Raw genomic sequence first — 24,167 nt, forward strand, 5'->3', positions numbered from 1 at the left:
ATAGAGAATTTAGGGACGCGGAGGGGAATACCTTGGAAAAAATCATCGTCCGCGGCGGTCAAAAGTTAAACGGCACAGTCAAAGTTGAAGGCGCTAAAAATGCCGTTTTACCTGTTATCGCTGCATCTTTATTAGCAAGTGAAGAAAAAAGCGTAATTTGTGATGTACCTACGCTCTCCGATGTATATACAATTAATGAAGTGTTGCGTCATTTAGGAGCAGATGTGCATTTTGAGAATAATGAAGTGACTGTAAATGCTTCATACGCTTTGCAAACTGAAGCACCTTTTGAATATGTTCGTAAAATGCGTGCATCTGTGCTTGTCATGGGGCCGCTTCTTGCGCGTACAGGTCATGCAAGAGTTGCGCTTCCGGGCGGATGCGCAATTGGTTCCAGACCGATTGATCAGCATTTAAAAGGTTTTGAAGCAATGGGCGCAGAAATCAAAGTCGGCAATGGCTTCATCGAAGCTGAAGTAAAAGGCCGTCTGCAAGGCGCAAAAATCTATCTGGACTTCCCAAGTGTAGGAGCTACAGAGAACCTGATTATGGCAGCCGCTCTAGCTGAAGGAACAACAACGCTGGAGAACGTGGCGAAAGAACCTGAAATCGTTGATTTAGCAAACTATATCAATGGCATGGGCGGAAAAATCCGCGGAGCGGGCACCGGCACCATCAAAATTGAAGGAGTCGAAAAGCTTCACGGCGTAAAACACCATATTATTCCTGACCGCATTGAAGCGGGCACATTTATGGTTGCCGCTGCAATTACTGAAGGAAACGTATTAGTTAAAGGAGCGGTTCCTGAACATCTCACCTCTTTAATTGCAAAAATGGAAGAGATGGGTGTAACGATTAAGGATGAAGGTGAAGGCCTGCGTGTCATCGGCCCGAAAGAACTTAAACCGATTGACATTAAAACAATGCCTCACCCAGGCTTCCCGACTGACATGCAGTCACAAATGATGGCGCTTCTGCTTCGTGCAAGCGGCACAAGCATGATTACAGAAACTGTTTTTGAAAACCGTTTTATGCATGCGGAAGAATTCCGCCGTATGAATGGTGATATCAAGATTGAAGGACGTTCTGTCATCATTAATGGCCCTGTACAGCTTCAGGGAGCTGAAGTTGCAGCGACTGATTTGCGTGCAGGTGCAGCGCTGATTCTTGCGGGGTTAGTGGCTGAAGGTCATACACGTGTTACAGAACTGAAGCACTTAGACCGCGGTTACGTTGATTTCCATAAGAAGCTTGCAGCTATTGGCGCAGACATCGAACGTGTAAATGATGAGTCTGCTTCTGAGCAAGAGAACAAAGAAGTCGTTTCTGACTTAAACGCATAAACTTACCTAAAAATCAGTATGTCACTCTGGCATACTGATTTTTTATTTTTCGTGTATTATCATCATTATGCGCAAAATAGCAAAAAAGAATACGTAAATGACAAATAAAGTTTCTGTCCAAAACGAGAGTCATATTAGCTTGTCCCTGCCCATAGACTAGACTAGAGTCGAATCCCGAGCAGGAGGCAGCTGAATATGAAACAATTCGTAATCACACTATCCGTACTATGTGCATTGATTCTCTTGATTCCCACACTCTTGGTCATACCGTTCCAGCATAACAAAGAAGCGGGGGCCAGCGTAGAATCAGGAAAGACAGCAGTCAGCACGAAACCAGCATCAAAAGGAGCGGAAACGTTGAAAGCATCGCCTGTTTCTATTCCCGTCTATCGAACCGCAAATCAATCCGTAGAAGACATTCCGCTTGAAGAGTATGTGATTGGAGTCGTCGCCTCCGAAATGCCGGCAACCTTTGAATCTGAAGCGCTGAAAGCTCAGGCGCTCGCCGCCAGAACGTTTATTGTCAGATTGATGGTCTCAAATTCAGCGGTAGAGGCTCCTAAAGGCTCGCTGGTGGATGATACCCAGATGTTTCAGGTGTATAAAAGCAAAGCAGAGCTGAAAAAACAGTGGGGCGCGAGCTATGAGGGAAAACTGAAGAAAATCACAGATGCAGTTGCCAGCACGCAAGGCAAAATCTTAACGTACAACAACCAGCCGATTGAAGCCTCTTTTTTCTCCACAAGCAACGGCTACACAGAAAATGCAGAAGCCTATTGGACAAGTGCCATCCCATATTTAAAAAGCGTCAAAAGCGCTTGGGATAAAAAGTCGCCAAAATATTTGGCAACGAAAACCTTTACAGCGGCAGAATTTGAGCAAAAGCTTGGCGTCAAGCTGGATGGGTCTGGCACAGTCGGAAAGATTACCGGAGAGACACCGGGCCATCAGGTCGCAACAGCCGTTATTAACGGCAAGACGCTGAAAGGAAGAGACATACGCGAAAAGCTGGGCCTTAATTCAGCCGATTTTGATTGGGAGCGAAACGGAGACACGATTACAGTCACGACGAAAGGATTTGGCCACGGTGTCGGGATGAGCCAATATGGCGCGAATTTTATGGCGAAAGAAGGCAAAACGGTTGATCAAATTGTGAAGTACTATTACCAAGGCACACAAATTTCAGACGCAGATTCGTTTTTGAATAAATATATGGCGAAGAAGTAAAAAAAGACGCTCACTGAGCGTCTTTTTCTGTTCCTGAATGTCTTTTATCTAAGGGCGGTTAAAACTGTTTAGAGAAGCTCCTGACAGTCTTTAGGGTGACAAGGGAATCAATCCCTTTTTCCTGATTTATGGCTTTGAGATTGTGGTAAAGTAATCCACATTTATCGACAGACTTCGACAGACTCATATAACGAAAGCCGAAAGGCCGACAATCATCTATTTTCATCATAGCGTTAGGCGGAAATCACTAATAAAAACAAAGGTTTCTATGCAAAAGTAAACAACAGCAATGGGGAAGCCCGCCCTATTTATTTCTCTGTTTTTGTCGATTACGATTAGTTATGTTCAGCGTTGAACATCTGCACGCAGAAACAAACTTGTAAAGGGGTACGAACATGAAGAAAAGATTTTCACTGATCATGATGACAGGCTTGCTATTTGGATTAACTTCACCTGCTTTTGCGGCTGAAAAGAAAGAATCGGAGGCTGAAGCTCCGGCAAACGTGGCAGTATTGCTTGATGCCAGCGGAAGCATGGCGAAAAGAATAGACGGTGTATCTAAATTTAATTCAGCTAAAAAAGAAATTTCTAAGTTTGCAAGCTCACTGCCGGAAGGAACTCAGGTGAAAATGAGCGTGTTTGGTTCAGAAGGAAACAATAAAAATTCCGGAAAAGTTCAGTCATGTGAATCCATCCGCAACGTATACGGCTTCCAAAGCTTTAACGAGCAAAGCTTCCTCAATTCTCTCAATGCAATTGGGCCGACTGGCTGGACGCCAATTGCCAAAGCGCTGAACGAGGCGAAATCTTCTTTTGACCAGCTTGACACTAAAGGGGAAAAAGTGGTGTATCTGCTGACAGACGGTGAGGAAACGTGCGGAGGAAATCCAATTAAAACAGCAAAAGAACTGCATAAAGACAATATCACTGTTAATGTGATCGGTTTTGATTATAAAGAGGGATATAAAGGCCAGCTGAACGCGATTGCGAAAGTAGGCGGCGGTGAATACTTCCCTGCTTATACTCAAAAAGATGTTGAGAAAATCTTCACTCAGCAATCACTGATGTTATCTAAATAAGAAAAAAGAGGCTGATGAAGGTCAGCCTCTTTTTTTATGTAACAAAATTTTCAAAAGTGATGAGCTGTCTGCCTGTAGTATAGTAGCAGATTTCCGTTTTATAACATGATTACGGCGAAAAAAGAATGAAGGATGTCACAATCTGTTTATGCTTTCTAGGCGAAAATGTCTAAAAAAGATCGGCGTTTCAAGCGATTTTGTACAGGAAGTGAAAGCGGCACAAAAGGCAGCTTGTCCTATATCTTTTTGCATTTTCATATTCTAGCATAAAGAAGAATCCAACTATAGTTGGAAAATATGATAAAGAAAGGAAGAAAAACATGAAAAAATTGCTGGCTGCCGGTATCATTGGATTGCTGACTGTCTCCTTTGCATCTCCGTCTTTTGCCGCTGAAAAACAGGCTGACACAAATGTAGCGGTTTTGTTTGACGGAAGCGGAAGCATGGTTCAAAAAACAGGGGGAGAGCGCAAAATAGACATTGCGAAAAAATCAGTAAAGTCTTTTGCCGAGCTGCTTCCAAAGGATACAAATCTCATGCTTCGCGTTTTCGGACATGCTGGAAACAATAAACTGTCCGGCAAAGCTCTTTCATGCAGCACGACGGAAACCATTTACGGTCTTCACCCATATGAAGGATCGCTGTTTGACAATTCATTGAGTGAAATCAAGCCGACTGGCTGGACACCGATTGCCAAAGCACTTTCAGATACAAGAAAAGAATTTGAAGCATTTGACGCTGACGGGAAAAACGTGGTGTATTTAATTACTGACGGTGAGGAAACGTGCGGCGGAGATCCAGCGGCGGAAATTGCAAAGCTTCGTGAAGCGAATGTGGATACGATTGTAAACATCATTGGCTTCAACTTTGATGTCAAAGGAAATGAAGAGATGAAACAGGCGGCTGTTGCTGGCGGCGGAGAATATATTTCAGCGAACAGCGCGGACGAGTTTGAACAGGCTTGGGAAAAAGAAGCACAAAAATTTACTGAGTAATCGTATGAGTGAAGGCGCTCCCCCAGGCGCCTTTTTCTATTGGTTTAAAAACGATCGGTGCGGGAATGATACCCTTAAAAGGGGTTGAACAGATGAGATTATTAGGAATGATTTTTCTTATAGCCGCCGTGGCGTTTATATTACTCGGTGTTTTTCTAAAATTGGCAGCCTTCTTTTTTGTCAGTATGCTCACCTTGATCGCGGCCGTTGTGCTGTTTACGATCCTGAAAAAGAATCGGCATAATCAAACATAGAGCCCTTTATATAGAGGGCTCTTTTTATGTCTCAGGATTCGACAAAATCCGAGGAGTGTGAAAAAATATAAAGGCAGGAACATTGCGGAGGGGAAGAGACATTGAACGATAAAGTAACTGCGGTCAGGGATGTATGGCGCTATGAACAAGGGGAAATCAGCAAAATAGAAGACCGGATGGTGACGGAATACCCTTTGACAGTGATACTGAACGGTAGTGAATTTGTGACGCTCGTTTGTACGCCGGAGCATATCAAAGAGCTTGTCATCGGATTTCTCGCCTCAGAGGGTGTAATACGATTTCAAAAAGAGATTAAAAGGTTTACAATAGATGAAAGTCTCGGTTTTGTTTATGTCGACCTCGTTCATCCTGAGACATTGGATCAAAAGGATTATACGAAACGGGTGATCGGCTCATGCTGCGGAAAGGGCCGCCATTTTTACTTTCAGCAGGATGTCAAAACCGCAAAAACGGCTGTCAGCCAAATCAAGATATCGCCTGAAGCGTGTCTGGCGCTTATGAAAGACATGCAACAAGGGAGCGGAACGTTTCAGGATACGGGTGGCGTCCACAATGCGGCGCTTTGTGACACAGAGAAACTGCTCCTGATGCGCACAGATATCGGCCGGCACAACGCACTTGATAAATTATACGGACACTGTCTTCTGAACGGGATGTCCGTCCGCGACAAACTGATTGTGTTCAGCGGCAGAATCTCATCAGAAGTCCTGTTAAAAGCGGCAAAAATCGGTGTGTCGATTGTCATTTCCAAATCGGCCCCGACGGAGCTTGCGATTCAAATGGCGGAAGAATTAAATATTACAGCGATCGGATTTGTCAGAAACGGATCGTTTAATGTATATACACACCCTGAGAGAATCGGGGGATAGGAAGGGGCTGTAGCTATGAATACAGAATCGCGTCAGATGTTGGATAAAAGGAACAGACCGCTGAGAGACCTTCGCATTTCTGTTACAGACCGCTGCAACTTCCGATGCACGTACTGTATGCCCGCCGAATTATTCGGACCGGATTATCCTTTTTTAAAGAAAGAGGAGCTGCTTTCATTTGAGGAGCTGGAACGGCTTGCGACGCTGTTTGTCACAAGGTTCGGTGTTGAAAAAATCCGCTTAACCGGCGGAGAGCCTCTCATGAGAAAAGATATGCCCGAATTAATCAAAAAACTGGCCCGCATTCCGGGTGTCCGTGACATTGCGATGACGACAAACGGATCACTGCTGCCTGTTTATGCGGAGAGACTCAAGGAAGCCGGGCTGAAACGGGTCACAGTCAGTCTTGATTCTTTAGAGGACGAGCGGTTTAAAAAGATAAACGGACGCGGGATTTCTGTCAGCAAGGTGCTGGAAGGCATTGAAGCGGCGAAGCAAGCGGGGCTCGGTGTGAAAATCAACATGGTCGTCCAAAAGGGCATCAATGAAAAAGATATTCTGCCTATGGCGCGTTATTTTAAAGAAAAAGGACATATCCTGAGATTCATTGAATTTATGGACGTGGGCAACACCAACCAATGGGAAAAGAAGGACGTCATGACAAAGGCGGAAATCATTGATTTGATCAATGAACAGATGCCTGTTGAGCCGACCGCGCCTAATTATAAAGGCGAAGTGGCTTCCAGATTCCGCTACTTGGACGGATCTGGAGAAATCGGCGTCATATCATCTGTATCTGATGCATTCTGCGGATCGTGCAACAGGGCTCGTCTTTCTGCGAGAGGAGAGCTGTTTACCTGCTTATTCGCTTCAAGCGGATTTGACCTCAGAGCGCCGGTTCGGCAGGGATTAAGTGATGATGAACTTTTAGAGATGATCGGCAACGTATGGAAAAATCGGATCGATCAGTATTCGGTTGATCGTACGCTATCAAAAGCATCAGGCAAAAAGAAAGTGGAAATGTCTTATATTGGCGGTTAATATGAAATGAAAGAGCTTATCGGCACTGTCCGGTAAGCTTTTTTGATGAAAAAGCTTATGTGCAAAAAATACATACAAAAACCGAAATATATAAGGATAGGCATAAAGAAGGAATCATTGTAAGAAAATTTTAATTCCAAAGCCATACATTATGATAAAATATAACCAATTAGAAAACAGAAAGGGTTGGAGGGGCATGGCCGCGTACGAGATCCCGTCATCTCAAGTAGGAGTGAAAATCAATAAGTGGTATAAGCATATTTTAGCATTTCAAGTGGCTGATGCCGTTAAGCTGAAGGAAGAGATTGATCAAGACATAGAACATATGGAAGAGGATCAGCTGCTTTTGCTGTATTACCAGCTGATCAGTTACCGGCACCAAATTATGCTGGATTATGTAAAGCCCGACCTGCACGAGGAATCTCAGCTTCAATATCGAGAATTGATCCAAACGCTGGAAAGCAATCAGGACAGCATCTCCGGATTATCTGAGTATTATTTTCACTTATTCAGAGGAATGTACGAATTTGAACAGAACAATTACATCTCGGCTATATCCTTTTATCGGAAAGCTGAGAAGATGCTTGCGTTTGTAGAAGATGAAATTGAAAGAGCGGAATATCATTTTAAAGTGGCGGAAGTCTTTTATATCATGAAGCAGACGCACTTTTCCATGAATCACGCCGTACAGGCGCTTGAGACATACAAGGCTCACGATTTTTACAGAGTCAGAAGAATTCAATGCCATTTCGTCATATCAGGAAACTACATTGACTACAGAAACTATGAAAAAGCGCTGGAGCATTTGGATGACGCGTATCGTCTGGCTTTATTGGAAGGGCAGCCCCGTTTGATCGGCTCAGCCCTCTATAACATCGGGAATTGCTATGATGACAAAGGAGAGCTGGATCAAGCTGCGGAATACTTTGAAAAAGCGCTTCCTGTCTTTGAAGAGCATCAGCTGGAACAGCTTCCGAAAGCGCTATTCAGCCTGACTCGCGTTCTTTTCAAAAAACAAGATGTCCAAGCTGCGATGCGGTACTACGAAAAAGGGATTGCCATCGCCCAAAAACGAAACGACTTCTTCAGTCTGGCAAAATATAAATTTCTGCAGGCCTTATATGTGGAATCTGTCAATTTGGATATGATTCAAGAAGTATTTGACTATATGGAAGAAAAAGCCCTTTACGTATATATTGAAGAATTCGCTTTGGATGCTGCCTCCTATTTCAGTCATCGCGAACACTACAAAGAAGCGGTGTATTTTTATGAAAAAGCGGTCAGCATGAGAGAGATGATTCAAAGGAACGATTGTTTATATCAAGTGTGAGACGAAACCATCTGCTGCCAGGTGGTTTTTTTATATGCAAAAAAAGGGGAGCATCGGAACGTTTATTTCCGGGGAGAACAGGAAAAATCGCTACATATTGCTTTTGAACACAAACGTCAAAATGGCAGGGTTCAGACGGTGCCGGAGTCTATGACAAGCGTGAGGGGGAATTTGATGTTTGGTTTCAATGATATGGTGAAGTTTCTGTGGTCTTTCCTCATTGTTCTGCCGCTTGTATCGATCATACATGTTTCAGGGCACAGCTTTATGGCTTTTATTTTTGGCGGAAAAGGATCATTGGATATTGGAATGGGCAAAACGCTGCTCAAGATTGGGCCGATACGGATCAGAACGATCTATTTTATGGATTCTTTTTGCCGGTATGGTGAGCTGAAAATCGACAATCGGTTCTCACATGCACTCGTGTATGCCGGGGGCTGCCTGTTTAACCTGTTAACGATTTTTACGGTCAACTTGCTGATTTTACACAGTGTATTAAAGCCGAATGTGTTTTTCTATCAGTTTGTCTATTTTTCTACGTATTACGTGTTTTTCGCCCTGCTTCCGGTACGGTATTCAGAGAAAAAGTCATCCGACGGGCTGGCAATATACAAGGTGCTTCGCTATGGAGAGCGCTACGAAATCGATAAATAACATTCAAATGTTTACCGCCTGTCAGATCGGGAAGGTAACAAGTACACACATAATTGAAGGGAGAGAACAACATGGGTAACGATAGTGTAAAAGATAAAATGAAAGGCGGCTTAAATAAAGCCAAAGGAGAAGTGAAGGATAAAGTCGGAGATATGACCGCTAAATCGGATATGCAGGCAGAAGGCAAAAAAGATAAGGCGAAAGGCGAGATCCAAAAGGATATCGGGAAAGCAAAGGATACATTCACAGATAAAGATTAATCATACGGAAAAGGCAGGAAACGATATGTTTCCTGCCTTTTTTGTTGATGTGAATAAATATAACAAAAAAAGCAATCGATTTGGTTAAGGTATCTAAAATTTCTAAATATTCTTTGAATTAATGAACCTCTTCTATATAATAATGACATGAGTTGTTAACTTTTATAACATCGATTGGTGAGAATCAGACAAAGGGAGGTTCTGAATGAAAAGCAAAGAGGTTGGAATACAGGCTGTTTTTCTGGTGTTTCTGATCATGGTTTTGATGACGGGATGTACTGCGCCCAAGAAAGTGTCGGAAGCCAGCGGGGCTGCGAAAAAAACAGTTGAAATCGACACAAGCGGGGATTCAGTGAAGGTTGGGATTCTTCACTCATTAAGCGGGACAATGGCGATCAGCGAAGTGTCTGTCCATGATGCAGAGCTAATGGCTATTAACGAAATCAATCAAAAAGGCGGAGTTCTCGGCAAGAAGCTTGAACCCGTCGTGGAAGACGGCGCCTCAGACTGGCCTACATATGCGGAAAAAATGAGAAAGCTGCTTCAGCAGGATAAAGCGGCTGCTGTTTTTGGCGGGTGGACGTCAGCAAGCCGCAAAGCCATGCTTCCGGTTGTGGAGCAAAATAATGGGCTGCTATTCTATCCGGTACAGTACGAAGGAATGGAGTCATCACCTAATATTGTTTATACCGGAGCAACGACAAATCAGCAAATTGTGCCGGCTGTCGATTGGCTGCTGAAGAAGAAGGGGAAGACCTTCTTTCTGATTGGATCAGATTATGTGTTCCCGAGAACAGCCAACAAAATCATTAAAGCGCAAGTGAAGGCGGCCGGAGGAGAAATTGCCGGTGAAGAGTATACGCCGCTCGGCCACACGAATTACAGTACGCTCGTCAGCAAAATCAAAGAAAAACAGCCCGATGTCATTTTTAATACATTAAACGGTGACAGCAACGTGGCGTTTTTCAAACAGCTGAAAGATGCTGGGATATCGGCCGACGATATGCCTGTCATGTCGGCAAGTGTTGCTGAGGAAGAAATTCGGGGGATCGGCCCTGATGTGCTAAAAGGACATTATGCGGTGTGGAATTACTTCCAGACAACCAATACGAGCGAAAATCAAACATTCGTAAAGAACTATAAAAAAATGAACGGCGATAGCCGGGTGACGAGCGACCCGATTGAAGCCGGCTATAACGCGGTCTATCTCTGGGCAGCGGCTGTTGAAAAAGCCAAATCCTTTGATGTTGATAAGGTGAAGAGAGCGGCTGACGGGATTTCATTCAAGGCCCCGGGCGGCACAGTGAAAATTGACGGGGATACACAGCATCTTTACAAAACGGTCAGAATCGGACAGATCACGGGGGATGGACAGTTTAAAGAAGTATGGAACTCAGGTGATCCTGTAAAACCTGATCCGTACCTAAAAACGTACGACTGGGCAAAGGGGTTATCTAAATAAATCAAAGCCGTTTGCGGGGGAGGAGGCGGAGCATGTCTGTCGTCGTGACTCAATTATTTAACGGGATCAGTCTCGGTTCTATTTTGATTCTCATTGCGATTGGATTGGCCGTTACATTCGGTTTGATGAACATTATTAATATGGCGCACGGTGAGCTGATTATGGCAGGAGCCTATACGACATATGTTGTTCAGCAGCTATTTTTAAGCTATTTGCCGGCTTCTCTGTTTTCTTACTATTTTTTAATCGCGATCATCATGGCGTTTGCGGTTGCGGCGCTTATAGGGATTGTCATTGAAAAAGTGATTGTCAGTCGATTATATGACCGTCCGCTCGACAGCCTTTTGGCGACGTGGGGGGTGAGCTTAATTCTGCAGCAGGCGGCCAGATCGATTTTTGGCGCGCCGAATGTGGCCGTCAAGTCTCCTGAGTGGCTGACGGGAGGAGTGACGCTTTTTTCCGTTACCTTTCCGTATAAAAGGCTGTTTATTTTGGCGCTCGTTCTTTTTACGCTGGCGCTGCTCGGATTGTATTTGTTTAAAAGCTCTGCGGGGCGGCGGATGCAGGCTGTTACGCTGAACCGGAGCATGGCATCGTGTCTCGGCGTATCTGTGAGAAAAACAGATACATTGGCTTTCGCACTCGGAAGCGGACTGGCCGGTATCGCGGGGAGCTCACTCACCTTGCTTGGTTCGATCGGGCCTACTCTCGGTTCGTCATACCTTGTTGATGCTTTCATGATCGTCATATTAGGCGGAATCGGAAAATTAAAAGGAACGATTATCGGCGCGGTGACGGTCGGTTTGCTGAGCACATTCGTTGAGTATTCCACAAGCGCTACGATTGCAAAGGTAGTCGTGTTTGCCTTTATTATTCTCTTTCTGCAATGGCGGCCTTCAGGTCTTGCGAGTGTCAGAACGAGATTACTTGATTAGGAGGGAACCGGATGAAGCGGTTTTCACAATTCAGTCCGTATCTTGTGATGTTTGCCCTTTTTATCGCCGCTCCGTTCTTTCTGCAGGAGTTTCGATTAGGGCTGTTGGCGAAGTTTTTATGCTTCGCGATTGTAGCGGTCGGCATTTGCCTGATTTGGGGATATACAGGCATTTTGAGTTTGGGGCATGGCGTCTTTTTCGGATTGGGTGCTTACTGCATGGCCATGTACTTAAAGATAGAGGCTTCGCCGTCAGGTATACCTGATTTTATGGAGTGGACCGGCGTCAATGAATTGCCGTGGATTTGGACAATGTTCAGGTATCCTTTTGCTGCGATTGCCGCGGCTGTCATTGTGCCTGTCTTTCTGGCCTTTTTACTCGGTTACTTTACCTTCCGCAACAATATAAAGGGTGTTTATTTTTCGTTGATCTCTCAGGCTGTTGTGGTGGTGGTTGTCACATTGTTCATCGGCAGCCAGGAAATCACCGGCGGAACGAATGGCCTCACGAATTTCTATACCATTTTTCAATATGCTCTGGCCGATCCTGCAATGAAGCAGATCCTGTATTTTACGACAGTCTTTTTCCTCTGTGTTTCTGTCATGTTCGCTTTGTTTCTGACGAGAAGCCGTTTTGGACGGCTGTTGCAGGCGGTGCGTGACGGAGAAAACAGGGTCCGTTTTTTCGGGTATCATTCCACCAATTTTAAAGTGTTTATTTACTGTGTATCCGCTGCGATGGCAGGGATTGCCGGGATGCTGTTTGTGCTTCAGGACGGGATGATCTCACCGGAAATGATGGGCATCATCCCTTCGGTGGAAATGGTGCTGTGGGTGGCGATCGGCGGCCGGCACTCCATTTTCGGAGCGGTGCTTGGCGCGCTGTTAACGAACGGCATGAAAAGCTATTTAAGCGAATATTATCCTGACATTTGGCTGTACTTTCTCGGCGCGCTGTTTATCATCGTCGTGCTCTATATGCCAAAAGGGATTGTCGGGCTGTTCGAGAAGCTTAGAACCCAGCTTTCTTCCTCGAAAAAGAAAGGAGCGGCTGCTTATGAAACCGATACTTACCTGCCGTGACGTAAGGGTTGAGTTTGACGGGTTTTGGGCTTTGCAGGGCGCTGATATCAGCGTGCAGGAATGCGATATCCATTTTCTGATTGGGCCGAACGGCGCCGGAAAAACGACTTTGCTGGACATTATTTGCGGCAAAACAAAGCCGCATTCGGGCGAAGTTCTGTTTCAGGAAACGAATGAATTGACAAAGGCTCGGGAATATCAGATCGCCAAACTGGGGGTCGCCCGGAAGTTTCAGGCACCGAGTGTTTTTACACAGCTGACGGTGTTTGAAAACCTCGAGCTTGCCATGAAACAGAGAAAAACGATCCTTTCATTGCTGACAGCGCGTATGACGAAACAGCAAAGTGACAGAATCATAGACATCTTGCGGCTGGTTGGGTTAGACGAAAAGCGGGATATAACAGCTGGCAGCCTGTCACATGGACAGAAGCAATGGCTTGAGATCGGGATGCAGCTCGCCATGGAGCCGAAGCTTTTGCTGCTGGATGAACCGATTGCTGGCATGACGGGAAAGGAGCGGGAAAAAACCGGAGCCCTGCTTGAAGAAATCGCGAAAACGTGCTCTGTTCTGATTGTCGAGCACGATATGGATTTTGTGCGCTCATTTTCCAGAAAAGTCACGGTGATGCATGAAGGCAAAGTGCTTTGTGAAGGGTCGATGGATGACATTACAAGCAATGAAGAGGTGGCAGCGGTGTATTTAGGAAGGAGCGGTGTGTCATGATTGCCGTCAGCAATGTAACGTCTGGTTACGATCAATCGATGGTTTTGCACAATTTCAGCATGGAGGTTCGTCCAGGGCAAATTGTCGCTGTATTAGGCCGAAACGGAGTTGGCAAATCCACTTTGCTGAAAACAATCATAGGCCTGCTTCCTGCTAAACAGGGGGATATTTGTTTCAATCAAACGTTTGTTCAAAACGAAAAGGCGGAAACACGGGCAAAAGCGGGGATTGCGTATGTTCCGCAGGGAAGAGACATCTTTTCCTCCTTAACCGTTCGTGACAACCTGCTGCTCGGGGAAGAGCCGCTTCCGCGGAAGGACCGGACGGGGCAGATCAAGGAAGAGATTTTTCAGTGGTTTCCCGTTTTGAAGGAGATGCTTGACCGCAAAGGCGGCGATTTAAGCGGAGGCCAGCAGCAGCAGCTTGCAATTGCCAGAGCGCTGATGGGAAATCCAAAAATTATTTTACTAGATGAACCAATGGAAGGGATTCAACCTTCAATTGTCGAACTAATCAGACACGTTATCGTAGAAATTTCCAGAAAAAAAGACATGTCCGTTATATTAGTCGAGCACAGTCTGGAAAACGCGTTAACCTGTGCTGACTACCTTTATGTGATCGACAGGGGAACGGTTGTTGACCATGGAAAGGCCGATGAAGAAACGGCACGCCGCTTTGAAAGGCATCTTACTGTATGATCTTCATTCTGAAGAAAGGGAGGTGATGTCCCGCCTGCATGTTCCGCAAATTCGTAGTAACCGCATCCGCTTTATATGACAAAAGAAGGAGGACTACAGATGAAACTGACACCGGTTGAACAAGAGAAATTGCTCATTTTTGCAGCGGGGGAATTAGCCAAACAGCGAAAGGCGCGGGGCGTTCTGCTGAACTATCCTGAGGCTGCCGCTTATATCACCTGTTTTATCATGGAAGGCGCACGTGACGGGAAGGGAGTAGCGGAGCTGATGGAAGCCGGCCGCCATGTGTTAACGGAAAAAGATGTAATGGAGGGTGTGCCTGAGATGCTGGACAGCATTCAGGTGGAGGCCACATTTCCGGATGGAGTGAAGCTTGTCACGGTACATCAGCCAATTTCTGCGGAGGTGAAGTCATGAAGCCGGGAGCATTCCAGATTGCTGAGGGAACGATTGCGATTAATGAAGGCCGCGAGACACGGGAGGTAGCGGTAAAAAACACCGGATCACGCTCCATTCAAGTCGGCTCGCATTTTCATTTTGCAGAAGCCAACGGGGCATTATCATTTGATCGCGAGCAGGCGATCGGCATGCGCCTTGATGTTCCATCAGGCACGTCGGTCCGTTTTGAGCCGGGCGAGCAGAAAACGGTCACGCTTGTGGAAATCGGAGGACGAAAGACAATAAGAGGCCTGAATGCAATGGCCGACACGTTTATCGATGAACGCGGCAAAGAAAAAACGTTAGCCAACTTAAAACAAGCCGGCTGGATGGAGGGTGTAATCCGATGAAAATGTCACGGGAGCAATATGCGGAGCTGTTTGGCCCGACAACGGGCGATAAAATCAGATTGGGCGATACAGATTTATGGATCGAAGTCGAAAAGGATTTCACCGTATATGGTGAAGAAATGATCTTTGGCGGCGGAAAAACGATCCGGGACGGCATGGGCCAAAACGGCAGAATCACAGGGAAAGACGGCGCTTTGGACTTGGTCATCACCAACGTCGTGCTATTGGATTATACAGGCATTGTTAAAGCGGATGTCGGTGTGAAAGACGGCCGGATTGTTGGCGTCGGAAAAAGCGGCAACCCTGATATCATGGACGGAGTCGATCCGCATATGGTCATCGGCGCCGGTACAGAGGTGATTTCCGGTGAAGGAAAAATTTTAACAGCCGGAGGAGTGGACACGCACATTCATTTTATTTGTCCTCAGCAGATGGAAGTTGCGCTTTCTTCAGGTGTGACGACTCTTTTGGGAGGCGGAACAGGCCCAGCTACAGGAAGCAAAGCGACAACATGTACGTCCGGCGCGTGGTATATGGCAAGGATGCTGGAAGCGGCAGAGGAGTTTCCGATCAATGTCGGCTTCTTAGGAAAAGGGAATGCATCCGATAAAGCGCCGCTGATCGAGCAGGTCGAAGCAGGCGCCATCGGCCTTAAGCTTCATGAAGACTGGGGCACGACGCCAAGCGCCATCAAAACGTGTATGGAAGTCGTGGATGAGGCTGATATTCAAGTCGCCATTCATACCGATACGATTAACGAAGCGGGCTTCCTGGAAAACACGCTCGACGCGATCGGGGACCGGGTCATTCATACTTATCACATTGAAGGAGCCGGCGGCGGCCATGCCCCGGATATTATGAAGCTCGCCTCTTATGCTAACATTCTGCCGTCATCCACAACGCCAACCATTCCTTATACCGTTAATACGATGGATGAGCATCTTGATATGATGATGGTCTGCCACCATTTAGATGCGAAAGTGCCTGAAGATGTGGCGTTCAGCCATTCAAGAATCAGGGCTGCGACCATTGCGGCAGAGGACATTCTCCATGATATCGGTGCGATCAGCATGACATCATCGGATTCCCAAGCGATGGGGCGGGTCGGAGAAGTGATCATCCGAACGTGGCAGGTAGCTGACAAAATGAAAAAGCAGCGCGGGGCTCTTGCCGGCGAAAACGGAAATGACAATGTGCGCGCAAAACGCTACATTGCCAAATACACGATTAATCCAGCGATTACTCACGGGCTCAGCCATGAAGTCGGTTCGGTGGAAAAAGGGAAGCTTGCTGATCTCGTTCTGTGGGACCCGGTATTTTTTGGCGTAAAGCCGGAACTGGTTTTAAAGGGCGGCATGATTGCACGTGCGCAAATGGGAGATCCGAACGCATCCATCCCGACTCCGGAACCGGTGTTTATGCGGCAAATGTATGCGTCTTACGGAAAAGCCAATCGCTCAACCTCCATTACATTTATGTCTCAGGCAAGCATAGAGCTGGGTGTGGCGGAAAGCTTAGGGCTGGAAAAAAGAATTTCTCCTGTCAAGAATATCAGAAAGCTGAGCAAGCTGGATATGAAATTGAACTCAGCTTTGCCGAAGATCGAAGTTGATCCAAAAACCTATCAGGTCTTCGCTGACGGAGAGGAACTGTCTTGCCAGCCTGTCGATTATGTTCCGCTTGGACAAAGATATTTCTTATTCTGACAAGACGCGGCCGGAGTGCATCCGGCCGTACTATTGACTCAAAACGGTGCACAAAAACCCCGCATTTAGTGTATATTAGATGTTGACAAACGAATTAAATGTAACTATTATAGTTACAACGGTGGTGAAAAAACATGATTAACAGCCGTCTTGCTGTTGCCATTCATATTTTATCCCTCATTTCGATGGATGAAAAAACATCTTCAGAAATCATTGCTGACAGCGTCAACACGAATCCGGTTGTCGTGCGAAGAATGATCAGCCTGCTGAAAAAGGCGGATATTCTCACATCACGCGCCGGGGTGCCGGGTGCAAGCCTCAAAAAAGATCCGGCCGATATTTCTCTATTAGAAGTATATCGGGCTGTCCAAAAGCAAGAAGAACTCTTTGCGGTTCATGAGAATCCGAATCCGAAATGTCCGGTAGGGAAAAAAATTCAGAACGCACTGGATGAAACATTTGAAAGTGTGCAAAAAGCGATGGAAAATGAATTGGCAAGCAAGTCATTAAAAGATGTTATGAATCATCTCTTTTAATCAAAAGGGATGACTTCTCACCGTCAACATGTAACTAAAAATGTTACAAATAAGGAGGAAATGAAAAGTGAAAATTGGAATTATCGGAGCAAGCGGAAAAGCAGGAAGCCAGATTTTGAAAGAAGCGAAAACAAGAGGCCATGAAGTGACTGCCATCGTTCGGTCCTCTTCAAAAGTACAGGAACAGGACATAGCGATTTTGGAGAAAGATGTGTTTGAACTGACTGCAGAAGACATCAAGCCTTTCGACGTGGTCGTAAACGCATTTGGAGCAGCACCTGGCCAGGAACATCTTCATGTTGAAGCAGGCAGAGCCCTAATCAGCATCTTAAAGGATGCAAAAAACACAAGATTGCTTGTCGTCGGCGGAGCAGGAAGCCTGTTTGTTGATGAAGCCAAAACAACCCGTTTAATGGATACGCCGGAATTCCCAAAAGAATATCTGCCGACTGCATCAAATCAAGGGGAGAACCTGAAAGACTTGCAGCAGACAGACTCCATTTCTTGGACGTTCCTCAGCCCTGCGGCATTTTTTGACCCGGCAGGAAAACGGACAGGTTCTTACCAAAAAGGAAAAGACAATGTCATCGTAAACGCAAAAGGCGACAGTTATATCAGCTATGCAGATTATGCCATTGCCGTATTGGATGAGCTTGAACATCCGGCACACAAAAATGAACGCTTCACAGTGGTAAGCGAAGCGGAATAATAAAAAAACCCGGAGTCCGCTCCGGGTTTTTCTGATTAATAAGAGCTGTACGTATTATAATCGTTGAAAAGGCCGTCAGCAATTCCAAGCATTAAAAAGATGAAGAATGCGATAATCGCTAGAATGGATACAGCAATGCTCACGATTAAATAAATCCCTTGCATCTTTACAAACTTCGCATAATTCTCCAGCATTAAGTCTTCAGATTGTCCGCTATTGTGTTCAGCCATTTGGCCTGCTTCTTTAGCTGACCGCATCAAAAAGATTCCGGAAATAATTTGCAGTACGCCCGGCACGGCACCGATAAGAAAAAAGAACGCGCCTGACAGCGCGGTAATTGCGCCCATAATAATAAATAAAATGCCTGTTGCTTTTCCCCATTTTGAAATGCTGATGAGGGTTTTGTTCATTGTTTCAGGATTCATGTACACTGGCTCCCCTTTACAAAAAAATACTCACTTTTCTTTTATACACTATTTGTGAGAAGTTTTGTATATAGAAAATAATATTTTAGGGATTGACCCTGACGCAGCGTAATTGTTTACGATAAAAAAGGAGGAGGCGGCAGTTATGAAATACCAAGTCAAACAAGTGGCAGACATAGCGGGCGTCAGCATTCGGACGCTTCATCACTATGACCATATTCAGCTCCTGAATCCATCAGCGCTTACTGACGCAGGGTATCGTTTATACAGTGATGCAGATCTAGAAAGGCTGCAACAGATTTTATTTTTCAAGGAAATCGGCTTTCGTTTGGAGGATATTAAAGAGATGCTTGATCATCCGAACTTTGACCGGAAAGCGGCACTTCAGTCGCAAAAGGATATATTGATGAAGAAAAAACAAAGAATGGAAGATATGATTCAAACGATTGACAGGACGCTTCAGTCCATCGAGGGAGGAGAACATATGAATAAGAGGGATTTATTTGCGGGATTCAGCATGAAAGACATTGAGGAGCACCAGCAGACATATGCTGATGAAGTCAGAAGGCTGTATGGAAGGAAAATCGCAGAAGAAACAGAGACAAGGACATCTGCATATACGGCAGACGATTGGCGCGTGATCATGGCTGAATTTGATTCAATTTACAGACGAATTGCGGCGCGAATGGAGCACGGGTCTGATGATGCAGAGGTCCAGGCCGCTGTGGGGGCGTTTCGCGACCATATTTGTCAATATCATTACAATTGCACACTCGACATTTTCAGAGGACTTGCGGAAGTGTATATCACTGACGAACGATTTACTCATTCAATCAATCAATATGGAGAAGGCCTTGCCGCTTTTTTGCGGGAGGCGATGATCATTTACTGTGATCATCAGGAAAAACCCCGGCCGTAAAGGCCGGGGTTTTGGCGCATCTTATAAAATCGGCGACAACAGCCGCGAGACGGATTCTTTAATTCGAATCCACAAGGAGCGCTGCAGATATTCCTCATAGGTGTATTTTCTGGATACGAGCAAATCTTCTTTAAATGTAGAAACCAGTTTTTTAGCAATGGTGATATCGTAAATAAATGCATTAACCTCAAAATTCAGCCTGAAGCTACGGACATCGATGTTTGCTGTGCCGACTGATGCAATTTCGTCATCCACTACGATGGTTTTCGCGTGAATAAAGCCATTATCGTAAATATAGACAGTGGCTCCGGCTTTCAACAGATCGCCGATGTACGAGAGTGTCGCCCAGTATACAAAGGCATGATCAGGCTTGTTCGGAATCATAATGTTGACGTCAATGCCTGACAGGCACGCGATCCTTAAAGCATCCAGCAGGCTTGCGTCCGGAATAAAATAAGGCGTTTGGATCAAAATGGAACGCTTGGCATTCGAAATCATTTTAATGTAGCCATTTTTAATTTGTTCCCATTCGGAATCCGGTCCGCTCGTGACAATCTGCATCCCGACGTTGCCTTTCGGGCCATAATCAGGAAAGTGATTCGGAATATATGTCAGCGTATGGCGATGGGAAGCTTGGTTCCAGTCAAGGATGAATCGTGTCTGGATGGCGTGCACGGCCGTTCCCTGCAGTCTGATATGCGTATCACGCCAATAACCGAATTTCGGATTAAGCCCGAGATACTCATCTCCGACGTTAAATCCGCCGACATAACCGGTCATTCCGTCTATAATGACAAGCTTTCGGTGGTTCCGGTAATTCAGCCGCAAGTTAATCGGCCTGAGTTTTGAAGGGAAAAAGACCTCCACATGCCCGCCAGCCTCGCGGAGCTCTTTAAAAAACTTTTTTCGCAGCGTTCTGGACCCGAGTTCATCATAAAGCACTCTGACCTGAACGCCTTCTTTCGCTTTTTGGATGAGAGCGTCCCGTAATTTTTTGCCTAATTCATCACCTTTATAAATATAATATTGTAAGTGGATATGATCCTTAGCCTTTGAAATGTCATTCAGCAGCCGCTGAAACTTATCCCGTCCATCTGTGATCACGTCAACTGAATTATCCTCGGTGAACACAGCATGGTTATTCATGATAAGCATATAGATTAAATCTTTGTTATCAAAGGTTGCCCGGTTGTTGAACTGAAATTGCTTGGTTTCTAAATCTTCAAGCTGATGCTTCAGCAGCTTTTCGATGCCGATTTTTTTTCGGTCCTCCCATTGAAACAAATGCTTGCGCCTGAGATTATGGCCGAATAACAAGTATAAAATAAAGCCTAAAACGGGAATAAAGAAAAGAACAAGCAGCCACGCCCAAGATGCGCTGGCATCGCGCCGTTCTTTGAAAATGACAATGATGGCCAAAAGAATATTCAAAATGAAAAAAAGTGATAAAAGGATGGAAGAAATACTCACTTTGTAACCCCGCTCATTCATATTTATCAAGAAGATTGCCATTAGTATTCCATGAATAACAGCGATCTGATTCCCATTACAAATTATAACACTCACATTTTAAAAGAATAAAGAGCGGCGAACCAGATTCTTCGTGAAAAATACGGGCAGATTTCTTTAAAACCAGCTTGCACCTGCGTTAAAATAAGCACATATGATAACGTTCGTGAAGCCTTGCAACATCAAATAAAGGGGGAGGATTACAATGAACTTTTACAGAGTCGAACAAATGCCGGGGTTCATTAAAACAGAAATGCAAAAAATCCAAAAGGCCGTACAGCCTTTCATGAAAAAAACTGTCATGTACCGTTTTCTTGCTTTTCCGCTTGCTGCATTCTCTCTCTTTAATTTGGCTGCTTTTCTATTTCACGCTTCTGCTGACAGGGAGTCCCTGATCAGCGCAGGCATATTTGCGCTTCTGGCAGCGCTCGGCCTGGCATTTTTCAAAGAAGCAGGCTATCAGCATAAACAAATCCAAAAAACGGTTCACATCTATATGCTGAACAGGATCAAAAAGAGCGAAATCCTTTCAGAAGAGCGGAAAGACTCCTATACGCGCCAGATTAAGGAAGAACCGTTTGCGATGCGGAGTTTTGTGGAATTTTTGACTGAGGAAGACAGACGCAAGAAAATGCAATTTTAAAAAAGAGCTGAACACCAGAACTGCACCCCGATTTGCTGAACAGATCAGGGTGCAGTTTTTTTATGATCATATATTCTCTAGTTCTTTAAAGCGGAGAGGGCGAGTATGTTCACAAAGAGGCGGTATATAAACTATATAGAATCCCATCTCAGCGGTGTTCCTGCTGCAATATGTTTCTTAGCTGTTCTGCCGATAATGACATCATAGAATTTTGGTTCCAACCCATAACCGGGTCGTACGACCTTAATATTGTCTTTTGTGAAAATCTCTCCGGCTTTTATATCTTTTTTTACATAAATAGAGCGGCGGAATTTAAGCGAAGCTTTTTCCTCGTCACTGGGTCCGTACGTTATCTGTCCTAATGCTTGCCACGCCCTTCCAGTTTCAACGACAAGCTCCTTCAGTTCGGAGGGTTCCAGTGAAAAGGCAGAATCTACGCCGCCATCAGCTCTTGATAAAGTGAAATGTTTCTCAATCACAGTTGCGCCTAGGGCGACACTAGCGACAGCAACTCCTGTTCCCATTGTGTGATCCGATAAGCCGACTTGGCAATTGAATAATTCTTTCATATGAGGGATCGTAGAAATATTGGTGTTTTCCGGTGATGCCGGGTAGGTGCTAGTGCATTTTAGAAGTATTAATTCTTTACAGCCGGCTTCTTTGGCGGCCCTTATTGATTCATCAATTTCTGCTACTGTAGCCATTCCGGTTGAAATGATAATAGGCTTACCAGTAGCAGCAACCTTTTTGATAAGAGGGATATCGGTATTTTCAAATGAAGCGATTTTATATATAGGCACACCCAAGTCCTCCAAAAAGTCGACAGACGATTCATCAAATGGCGTACTCAAAGGGATCATTCCAAGTTCCCGGCATTTATCGAAGATTGGTTTATGCCATTCCCATGGGGTGTACGCTTGTTGATATAATGTATAGAGCGTTCTGCCGGACCAGAGACTATTCTCATCCTCAATTTTAAAATCTTTCGTATTCATATTTAATGTCATGGTGTCAGCGGTATATGTTTGTATTTTCAAAGCGTGTGCACCTGCTTTGGCCGCTTCTTCTATAATGTTAAAAGCGCGCTCTAATGATTGATTATGGTTCCCAGACATTTCAGCAATGATAAACGGAGGATGATGCGGCCCGATTTTTCTTCCTTCTATATTGATTTCGTTCATTTTTGCACCTCCTTCTATTTACAGTGATATCAGCCATGCAGCAAAGGACTTAGATCAAGTGATTTTTTTTCAGATCATCAGTTCATTAAAATTTGTATCAAGGTCTTTTTTATCTATTCCTCTTTCAGCTAATTTCTTCATCACTTTCGGTTTTTCCGCTATCCATTCTTCCTTTAAAAGACCGTATCTGATTACATCAAGATAGTTGTTATTCCTTACGATATGGTTTCGGAAATGACCTTCTTTGCTAAAACCAAGTGATTGGTGATATGACAAGCTTTTTTCGTTATTCGACAGGACTTCTCCGTATACTTTCTCAACCTCTAACTGTTGAAACGCCCATTCTAATGCTAAAAATCCCATGACAGAACCGGAGCCTTTTGGACTCTGGGCCTCTCCGATGTAAAAACCCCAATAGCAGTGGTTATTTTTATGGTCAACATCTTTAAAACTCACAAAGCCGGTGTCTGTATGATCAATTGTAAAGATAAAATAATGTTCTGTTTTGGAGGAATTCACATTCTTGAACCATTGCTGATGCTGTTTTTCAGTAATGATTTGGTCGTTATACATTGATTGCCTGATTCTTTCATCGTTCCGCCAACGGAGAACTGTGTCTAAGTCTTTTTCTTTTAATGTCCTAAGGGAGTATTTGAACACAGATTTATCCCTTCCTTACTTTAAAATTTCGAATAAGAGATTTTGGCGCTTATCCATATTTCCTTCTAGAAGCATGCGGGCCTTTTTTGACATTTGTATTAATGACGAGGGGTTATTTATCATTTCGTTAATGGCGGAGGCGATATCGGATTCCTTGACTGATTCTTTAGGCCCCAGATATTGAATAGCACCTAATTGATCAAGCGTTTGAGCGATCAGTTCTTGATTTTCAGCGACGGTGATTACGATGGCTGGAAGGCCAAGAAAGCAGCGCTCCCAAGCGGCAGTTCCGCCCGCACCTATTGCAAGGTCGGCATTGTACATTAATTCTGCAATATGATTCACTTGGCAGTGAAAGCTGCAGAAAGCATGTTTTTTGCAAATGGATTCAATTTCATTCTTATGGGTATTGGTATTTCCAATCACGATGTCCAGCTCAATATCATGGGAAGAAAGCTGCTTAAAGGCATTAATGGCCTTTTTCGTTTCATTGGTGGGATCAGTGCCTCCAAAAAAGACAAGAATCTTTCTTACACTTCCATCGCAGTTTTTGTTACTGGGATGAAATGAATAAAATTCGTCTCGCAATAAGACGTATTCCGGTCCTAAAAATTGTTTGCAGCTTTTGGGGACCAAATTGATATAACGGTCTTCATAATGAGGATAAAGATTCTGGTCTAATAAAATATCACAATCATGTAAACGATCAGCTAGGTCATCAACCACCATCATTTTTTTTACATGTTTTTTCACTTTCATTTCCCAATTGATATCAATTGCGTAGTGATCAATGATAACGAGGGAGATTTCCTTGTTCATGTCTTTAATCGCACTAATGGTTTCAGCTGAGTCAACATGCCAAGGAACACCAAGCCAATCAGAATGGGAAGTTGCTTTAGGAATGACAACATTCTTTTTAGGTTCTGAGAGCATAATGAGATCAAACTGCTGCGCGCGAATCACCTCAGCTAGATGACCCTGTAAGTTTCGGCAAACAAATGTAATATTAGCTCCCTTTTTACGCAAAGCATTAGCAAGCGTGAGGCACCTCATGACATGACCTGTGCCTATTTCAATTGAAGCATCTGTTCTGAAAAGAATGTTCATAACAGCACCT

General features: G+C 44.7%; 27 protein-coding genes. 22 read left to right on the top strand and 5 right to left on the bottom strand.

All coding sequences use genetic code 11. The features are described from left to right. Positions 1-32: 32 nt before the first annotated feature. The 20 genes from murA (at position 33) to KHQ79_RS05720 (ending at position 17,713) form a co-directional block, all read left to right on the top strand. Positions 33-1,343: a UDP-N-acetylglucosamine 1-carboxyvinyltransferase gene (gene murA / locus KHQ79_RS05625; protein WP_003221875.1), complete on the top strand. Its 1,311-nt coding sequence runs from the start codon at positions 33-35 to the stop codon at positions 1,341-1,343. Positions 1,344-1,538: 195 nt separating this feature from the next. Beyond that, a complete protein-coding gene (spoIID, locus tag KHQ79_RS05630; protein ID WP_060399705.1) occupies positions 1,539-2,570 on the top strand; it encodes a stage II sporulation protein D in 1,032 nt (343 codons plus the stop codon). A gap of 395 nt (positions 2,571-2,965) precedes the next feature. Further along, on the top strand, positions 2,966-3,649 hold the full coding sequence (locus tag KHQ79_RS05635; protein WP_060399704.1) for a vWA domain-containing protein: 684 nt from the start codon (positions 2,966-2,968) through the stop codon (positions 3,647-3,649). 320 nt (positions 3,650-3,969) lie between these two features. Then, the gene (locus KHQ79_RS05640; protein WP_003235748.1) at positions 3,970-4,644 is read left to right on the top strand and encodes a vWA domain-containing protein; all 675 of its coding nucleotides are present in this window, start codon (positions 3,970-3,972) and stop codon (positions 4,642-4,644) included. A 92-nt stretch (positions 4,645-4,736) separates the two neighbouring features. Next, positions 4,737-4,898 (top strand): hypothetical protein, encoded by a 162-nt coding sequence (locus tag KHQ79_RS05645; protein ID WP_032731674.1) that lies wholly within the window; start codon positions 4,737-4,739, stop codon positions 4,896-4,898. 101 nt (positions 4,899-4,999) lie between these two features. Beyond that, on the top strand, positions 5,000-5,788 hold the full coding sequence (fdhD, locus tag KHQ79_RS05650) for a formate dehydrogenase accessory sulfurtransferase FdhD (RefSeq protein WP_060399703.1): 789 nt from the start codon (positions 5,000-5,002) through the stop codon (positions 5,786-5,788). A gap of 15 nt (positions 5,789-5,803) precedes the next feature. Continuing rightward, positions 5,804-6,829: a GTP 3',8-cyclase MoaA gene (gene moaA, locus KHQ79_RS05655; RefSeq protein WP_225514355.1), complete on the top strand. Its 1,026-nt coding sequence runs from the start codon at positions 5,804-5,806 to the stop codon at positions 6,827-6,829. 196 nt (positions 6,830-7,025) lie between these two features. Continuing rightward, positions 7,026-8,159: a response regulator aspartate phosphatase RapB gene (gene rapB, locus KHQ79_RS05660; protein ID WP_003235741.1), complete on the top strand. Its 1,134-nt coding sequence runs from the start codon at positions 7,026-7,028 to the stop codon at positions 8,157-8,159. 174 nt (positions 8,160-8,333) lie between these two features. Continuing rightward, positions 8,334-8,813, top strand: coding sequence for a hypothetical protein (locus tag KHQ79_RS05665; protein ID WP_003235739.1), 480 nt, complete (start codon positions 8,334-8,336; stop codon positions 8,811-8,813). Positions 8,814-8,884: 71 nt separating this feature from the next. After that, positions 8,885-9,073 carry a stress response protein CsbD gene (gene csbD, locus KHQ79_RS05670; protein ID WP_225514357.1) on the top strand — a complete coding sequence of 63 codons (189 nt, stop codon included), beginning with the start codon at positions 8,885-8,887 and terminating at the stop codon, positions 9,071-9,073. A gap of 205 nt (positions 9,074-9,278) precedes the next feature. Further along, the gene (gene urtA, locus KHQ79_RS05675; protein ID WP_225514359.1) at positions 9,279-10,535 is read left to right on the top strand and encodes an urea ABC transporter substrate-binding protein; all 1,257 of its coding nucleotides are present in this window, start codon (positions 9,279-9,281) and stop codon (positions 10,533-10,535) included. Between the two features lie 32 nt (positions 10,536-10,567). After that, positions 10,568-11,470 (top strand): urea ABC transporter permease subunit UrtB, encoded by a 903-nt coding sequence (gene urtB, locus KHQ79_RS05680; protein WP_003235734.1) that lies wholly within the window; start codon positions 10,568-10,570, stop codon positions 11,468-11,470. Between the two features lie 11 nt (positions 11,471-11,481). After that, the gene (urtC, locus tag KHQ79_RS05685; RefSeq protein ID WP_003235732.1) at positions 11,482-12,552 is read left to right on the top strand and encodes an urea ABC transporter permease subunit UrtC; all 1,071 of its coding nucleotides are present in this window, start codon (positions 11,482-11,484) and stop codon (positions 12,550-12,552) included. Next, a complete protein-coding gene (gene urtD / locus KHQ79_RS05690) occupies positions 12,527-13,276 on the top strand; it encodes an urea ABC transporter ATP-binding protein UrtD (RefSeq protein ID WP_225514361.1) in 750 nt (249 codons plus the stop codon). The genes urtC and urtD overlap by 26 nt, the downstream gene beginning before the upstream one ends. After that, positions 13,273-13,974, top strand: a complete 702-nt coding sequence (gene urtE, locus KHQ79_RS05695; RefSeq protein WP_003235728.1) for an urea ABC transporter ATP-binding subunit UrtE — start codon at positions 13,273-13,275, stop codon at positions 13,972-13,974. Before urtD ends, urtE begins: the two co-directional genes overlap by 4 nt. 99 nt (positions 13,975-14,073) lie before the next feature. Then, positions 14,074-14,391: an urease subunit gamma gene (gene ureA, locus KHQ79_RS05700; RefSeq protein WP_003227724.1), complete on the top strand. Its 318-nt coding sequence runs from the start codon at positions 14,074-14,076 to the stop codon at positions 14,389-14,391. Further along, the gene (ureB, locus tag KHQ79_RS05705; RefSeq protein ID WP_003235724.1) at positions 14,388-14,762 is read left to right on the top strand and encodes an urease subunit beta; all 375 of its coding nucleotides are present in this window, start codon (positions 14,388-14,390) and stop codon (positions 14,760-14,762) included. Before ureA ends, ureB begins: the two co-directional genes overlap by 4 nt. Continuing rightward, positions 14,759-16,468: an urease subunit alpha gene (gene ureC / locus KHQ79_RS05710; protein WP_003235723.1), complete on the top strand. Its 1,710-nt coding sequence runs from the start codon at positions 14,759-14,761 to the stop codon at positions 16,466-16,468. Before ureB ends, ureC begins: the two co-directional genes overlap by 4 nt. A gap of 134 nt (positions 16,469-16,602) precedes the next feature. Next, positions 16,603-17,004: an Rrf2 family transcriptional regulator gene (locus KHQ79_RS05715; RefSeq protein WP_003235720.1), complete on the top strand. Its 402-nt coding sequence runs from the start codon at positions 16,603-16,605 to the stop codon at positions 17,002-17,004. A 67-nt stretch (positions 17,005-17,071) separates the two neighbouring features. Next, positions 17,072-17,713 carry an NAD(P)-dependent oxidoreductase gene (locus KHQ79_RS05720; protein WP_003235718.1) on the top strand — a complete coding sequence of 214 codons (642 nt, stop codon included), beginning with the start codon at positions 17,072-17,074 and terminating at the stop codon, positions 17,711-17,713. Between the two features lie 35 nt (positions 17,714-17,748). Here the strand turns inward: KHQ79_RS05720 and KHQ79_RS05725 are convergent, their stop codons facing one another. After that, positions 17,749-18,138, bottom strand: a complete 390-nt coding sequence (locus KHQ79_RS05725; protein WP_003235717.1) for a DUF5362 family protein — start codon at positions 18,136-18,138, stop codon at positions 17,749-17,751. A 145-nt stretch (positions 18,139-18,283) separates the two neighbouring features. Here KHQ79_RS05725 and KHQ79_RS05730 point away from each other — a divergent pair, with 145 nt between their 5' ends. After that, the gene (locus KHQ79_RS05730; RefSeq protein WP_225514362.1) at positions 18,284-19,057 is read left to right on the top strand and encodes a MerR family transcriptional regulator; all 774 of its coding nucleotides are present in this window, start codon (positions 18,284-18,286) and stop codon (positions 19,055-19,057) included. Positions 19,058-19,078: 21 nt separating this feature from the next. On the opposite strand, the gene cls is transcribed toward KHQ79_RS05730, so the two are convergent. After that, positions 19,079-20,527, bottom strand: coding sequence for a cardiolipin synthase (gene cls / locus KHQ79_RS05735; RefSeq protein ID WP_003235713.1), 1,449 nt, complete (start codon positions 20,525-20,527; stop codon positions 19,079-19,081). A gap of 244 nt (positions 20,528-20,771) precedes the next feature. Between cls and KHQ79_RS05740 the strand changes: the two genes are divergently transcribed. Beyond that, entirely contained in the window at positions 20,772-21,209 is a 438-nt protein-coding gene (locus KHQ79_RS05740; RefSeq protein WP_003235711.1) for a DUF5392 family protein, read from the top strand. A 131-nt stretch (positions 21,210-21,340) separates the two neighbouring features. Here the strand turns inward: KHQ79_RS05740 and pseI are convergent, their stop codons facing one another. The 3 genes from pseI to pseG form a co-directional block, all read right to left on the bottom strand. Then, complete coding sequence (gene pseI / locus KHQ79_RS05745; protein ID WP_225514364.1) at positions 21,341-22,390, bottom strand: pseudaminic acid synthase; 1,050 nt, start codon at positions 22,388-22,390, stop codon at positions 21,341-21,343. Positions 22,391-22,459: 69 nt separating this feature from the next. Then, positions 22,460-23,050, bottom strand: a complete 591-nt coding sequence (gene pseH, locus KHQ79_RS05750; RefSeq protein WP_060399685.1) for a UDP-4-amino-4,6-dideoxy-N-acetyl-beta-L-altrosamine N-acetyltransferase — start codon at positions 23,048-23,050, stop codon at positions 22,460-22,462. 15 nt (positions 23,051-23,065) lie between these two features. After that, a complete protein-coding gene (pseG, locus tag KHQ79_RS05755; RefSeq protein WP_225514366.1) occupies positions 23,066-24,157 on the bottom strand; it encodes a UDP-2,4-diacetamido-2,4,6-trideoxy-beta-L-altropyranose hydrolase in 1,092 nt (363 codons plus the stop codon). Between the last annotated feature and the right edge of the window lie 10 nt (positions 24,158-24,167).

The organism is Bacillus sp. TSO22, assembly GCF_020223595.1.
Lineage (GTDB): Bacteria > Bacillota > Bacilli > Bacillales > Bacillaceae > Bacillus > Bacillus inaquosorum.

Coding starts and splice junctions, on each gene's coding strand:
- spoIID (WP_060399705.1), top strand. CDS start 1,539: ATGAAACAATTCGTAATCACACTATCCGTACTATGTGCATTGATTCTC.
- KHQ79_RS05635 (WP_060399704.1), top strand. CDS start 2,966: ATGAAGAAAAGATTTTCACTGATCATGATGACAGGCTTGCTATTTGGA.
- KHQ79_RS05640 (WP_003235748.1), top strand. CDS start 3,970: ATGAAAAAATTGCTGGCTGCCGGTATCATTGGATTGCTGACTGTCTCC.
- KHQ79_RS05645 (WP_032731674.1), top strand. CDS start 4,737: ATGAGATTATTAGGAATGATTTTTCTTATAGCCGCCGTGGCGTTTATA.
- moaA (WP_225514355.1), top strand. CDS start 5,804: ATGAATACAGAATCGCGTCAGATGTTGGATAAAAGGAACAGACCGCTG.
- rapB (WP_003235741.1), top strand. CDS start 7,026: ATGGCCGCGTACGAGATCCCGTCATCTCAAGTAGGAGTGAAAATCAAT.
- KHQ79_RS05665 (WP_003235739.1), top strand. CDS start 8,334: ATGTTTGGTTTCAATGATATGGTGAAGTTTCTGTGGTCTTTCCTCATT.
- csbD (WP_225514357.1), top strand. CDS start 8,885: ATGGGTAACGATAGTGTAAAAGATAAAATGAAAGGCGGCTTAAATAAA.
- urtA (WP_225514359.1), top strand. CDS start 9,279: ATGAAAAGCAAAGAGGTTGGAATACAGGCTGTTTTTCTGGTGTTTCTG.
- urtB (WP_003235734.1), top strand. CDS start 10,568: ATGTCTGTCGTCGTGACTCAATTATTTAACGGGATCAGTCTCGGTTCT.
- urtC (WP_003235732.1), top strand. CDS start 11,482: ATGAAGCGGTTTTCACAATTCAGTCCGTATCTTGTGATGTTTGCCCTT.
- urtD (WP_225514361.1), top strand. CDS start 12,527: ATGAAACCGATACTTACCTGCCGTGACGTAAGGGTTGAGTTTGACGGG.
- urtE (WP_003235728.1), top strand. CDS start 13,273: ATGATTGCCGTCAGCAATGTAACGTCTGGTTACGATCAATCGATGGTT.
- ureA (WP_003227724.1), top strand. CDS start 14,074: ATGAAACTGACACCGGTTGAACAAGAGAAATTGCTCATTTTTGCAGCG.
- ureB (WP_003235724.1), top strand. CDS start 14,388: ATGAAGCCGGGAGCATTCCAGATTGCTGAGGGAACGATTGCGATTAAT.
- ureC (WP_003235723.1), top strand. CDS start 14,759: ATGAAAATGTCACGGGAGCAATATGCGGAGCTGTTTGGCCCGACAACG.
- KHQ79_RS05715 (WP_003235720.1), top strand. CDS start 16,603: ATGATTAACAGCCGTCTTGCTGTTGCCATTCATATTTTATCCCTCATT.
- KHQ79_RS05725 (WP_003235717.1), bottom strand. CDS start 18,138: ATGAATCCTGAAACAATGAACAAAACCCTCATCAGCATTTCAAAATGG.
- KHQ79_RS05730 (WP_225514362.1), top strand. CDS start 18,284: ATGAAATACCAAGTCAAACAAGTGGCAGACATAGCGGGCGTCAGCATT.
- KHQ79_RS05740 (WP_003235711.1), top strand. CDS start 20,772: ATGAACTTTTACAGAGTCGAACAAATGCCGGGGTTCATTAAAACAGAA.
- pseI (WP_225514364.1), bottom strand. CDS start 22,390: ATGAACGAAATCAATATAGAAGGAAGAAAAATCGGGCCGCATCATCCT.
- pseG (WP_225514366.1), bottom strand. CDS start 24,157: ATGAACATTCTTTTCAGAACAGATGCTTCAATTGAAATAGGCACAGGT.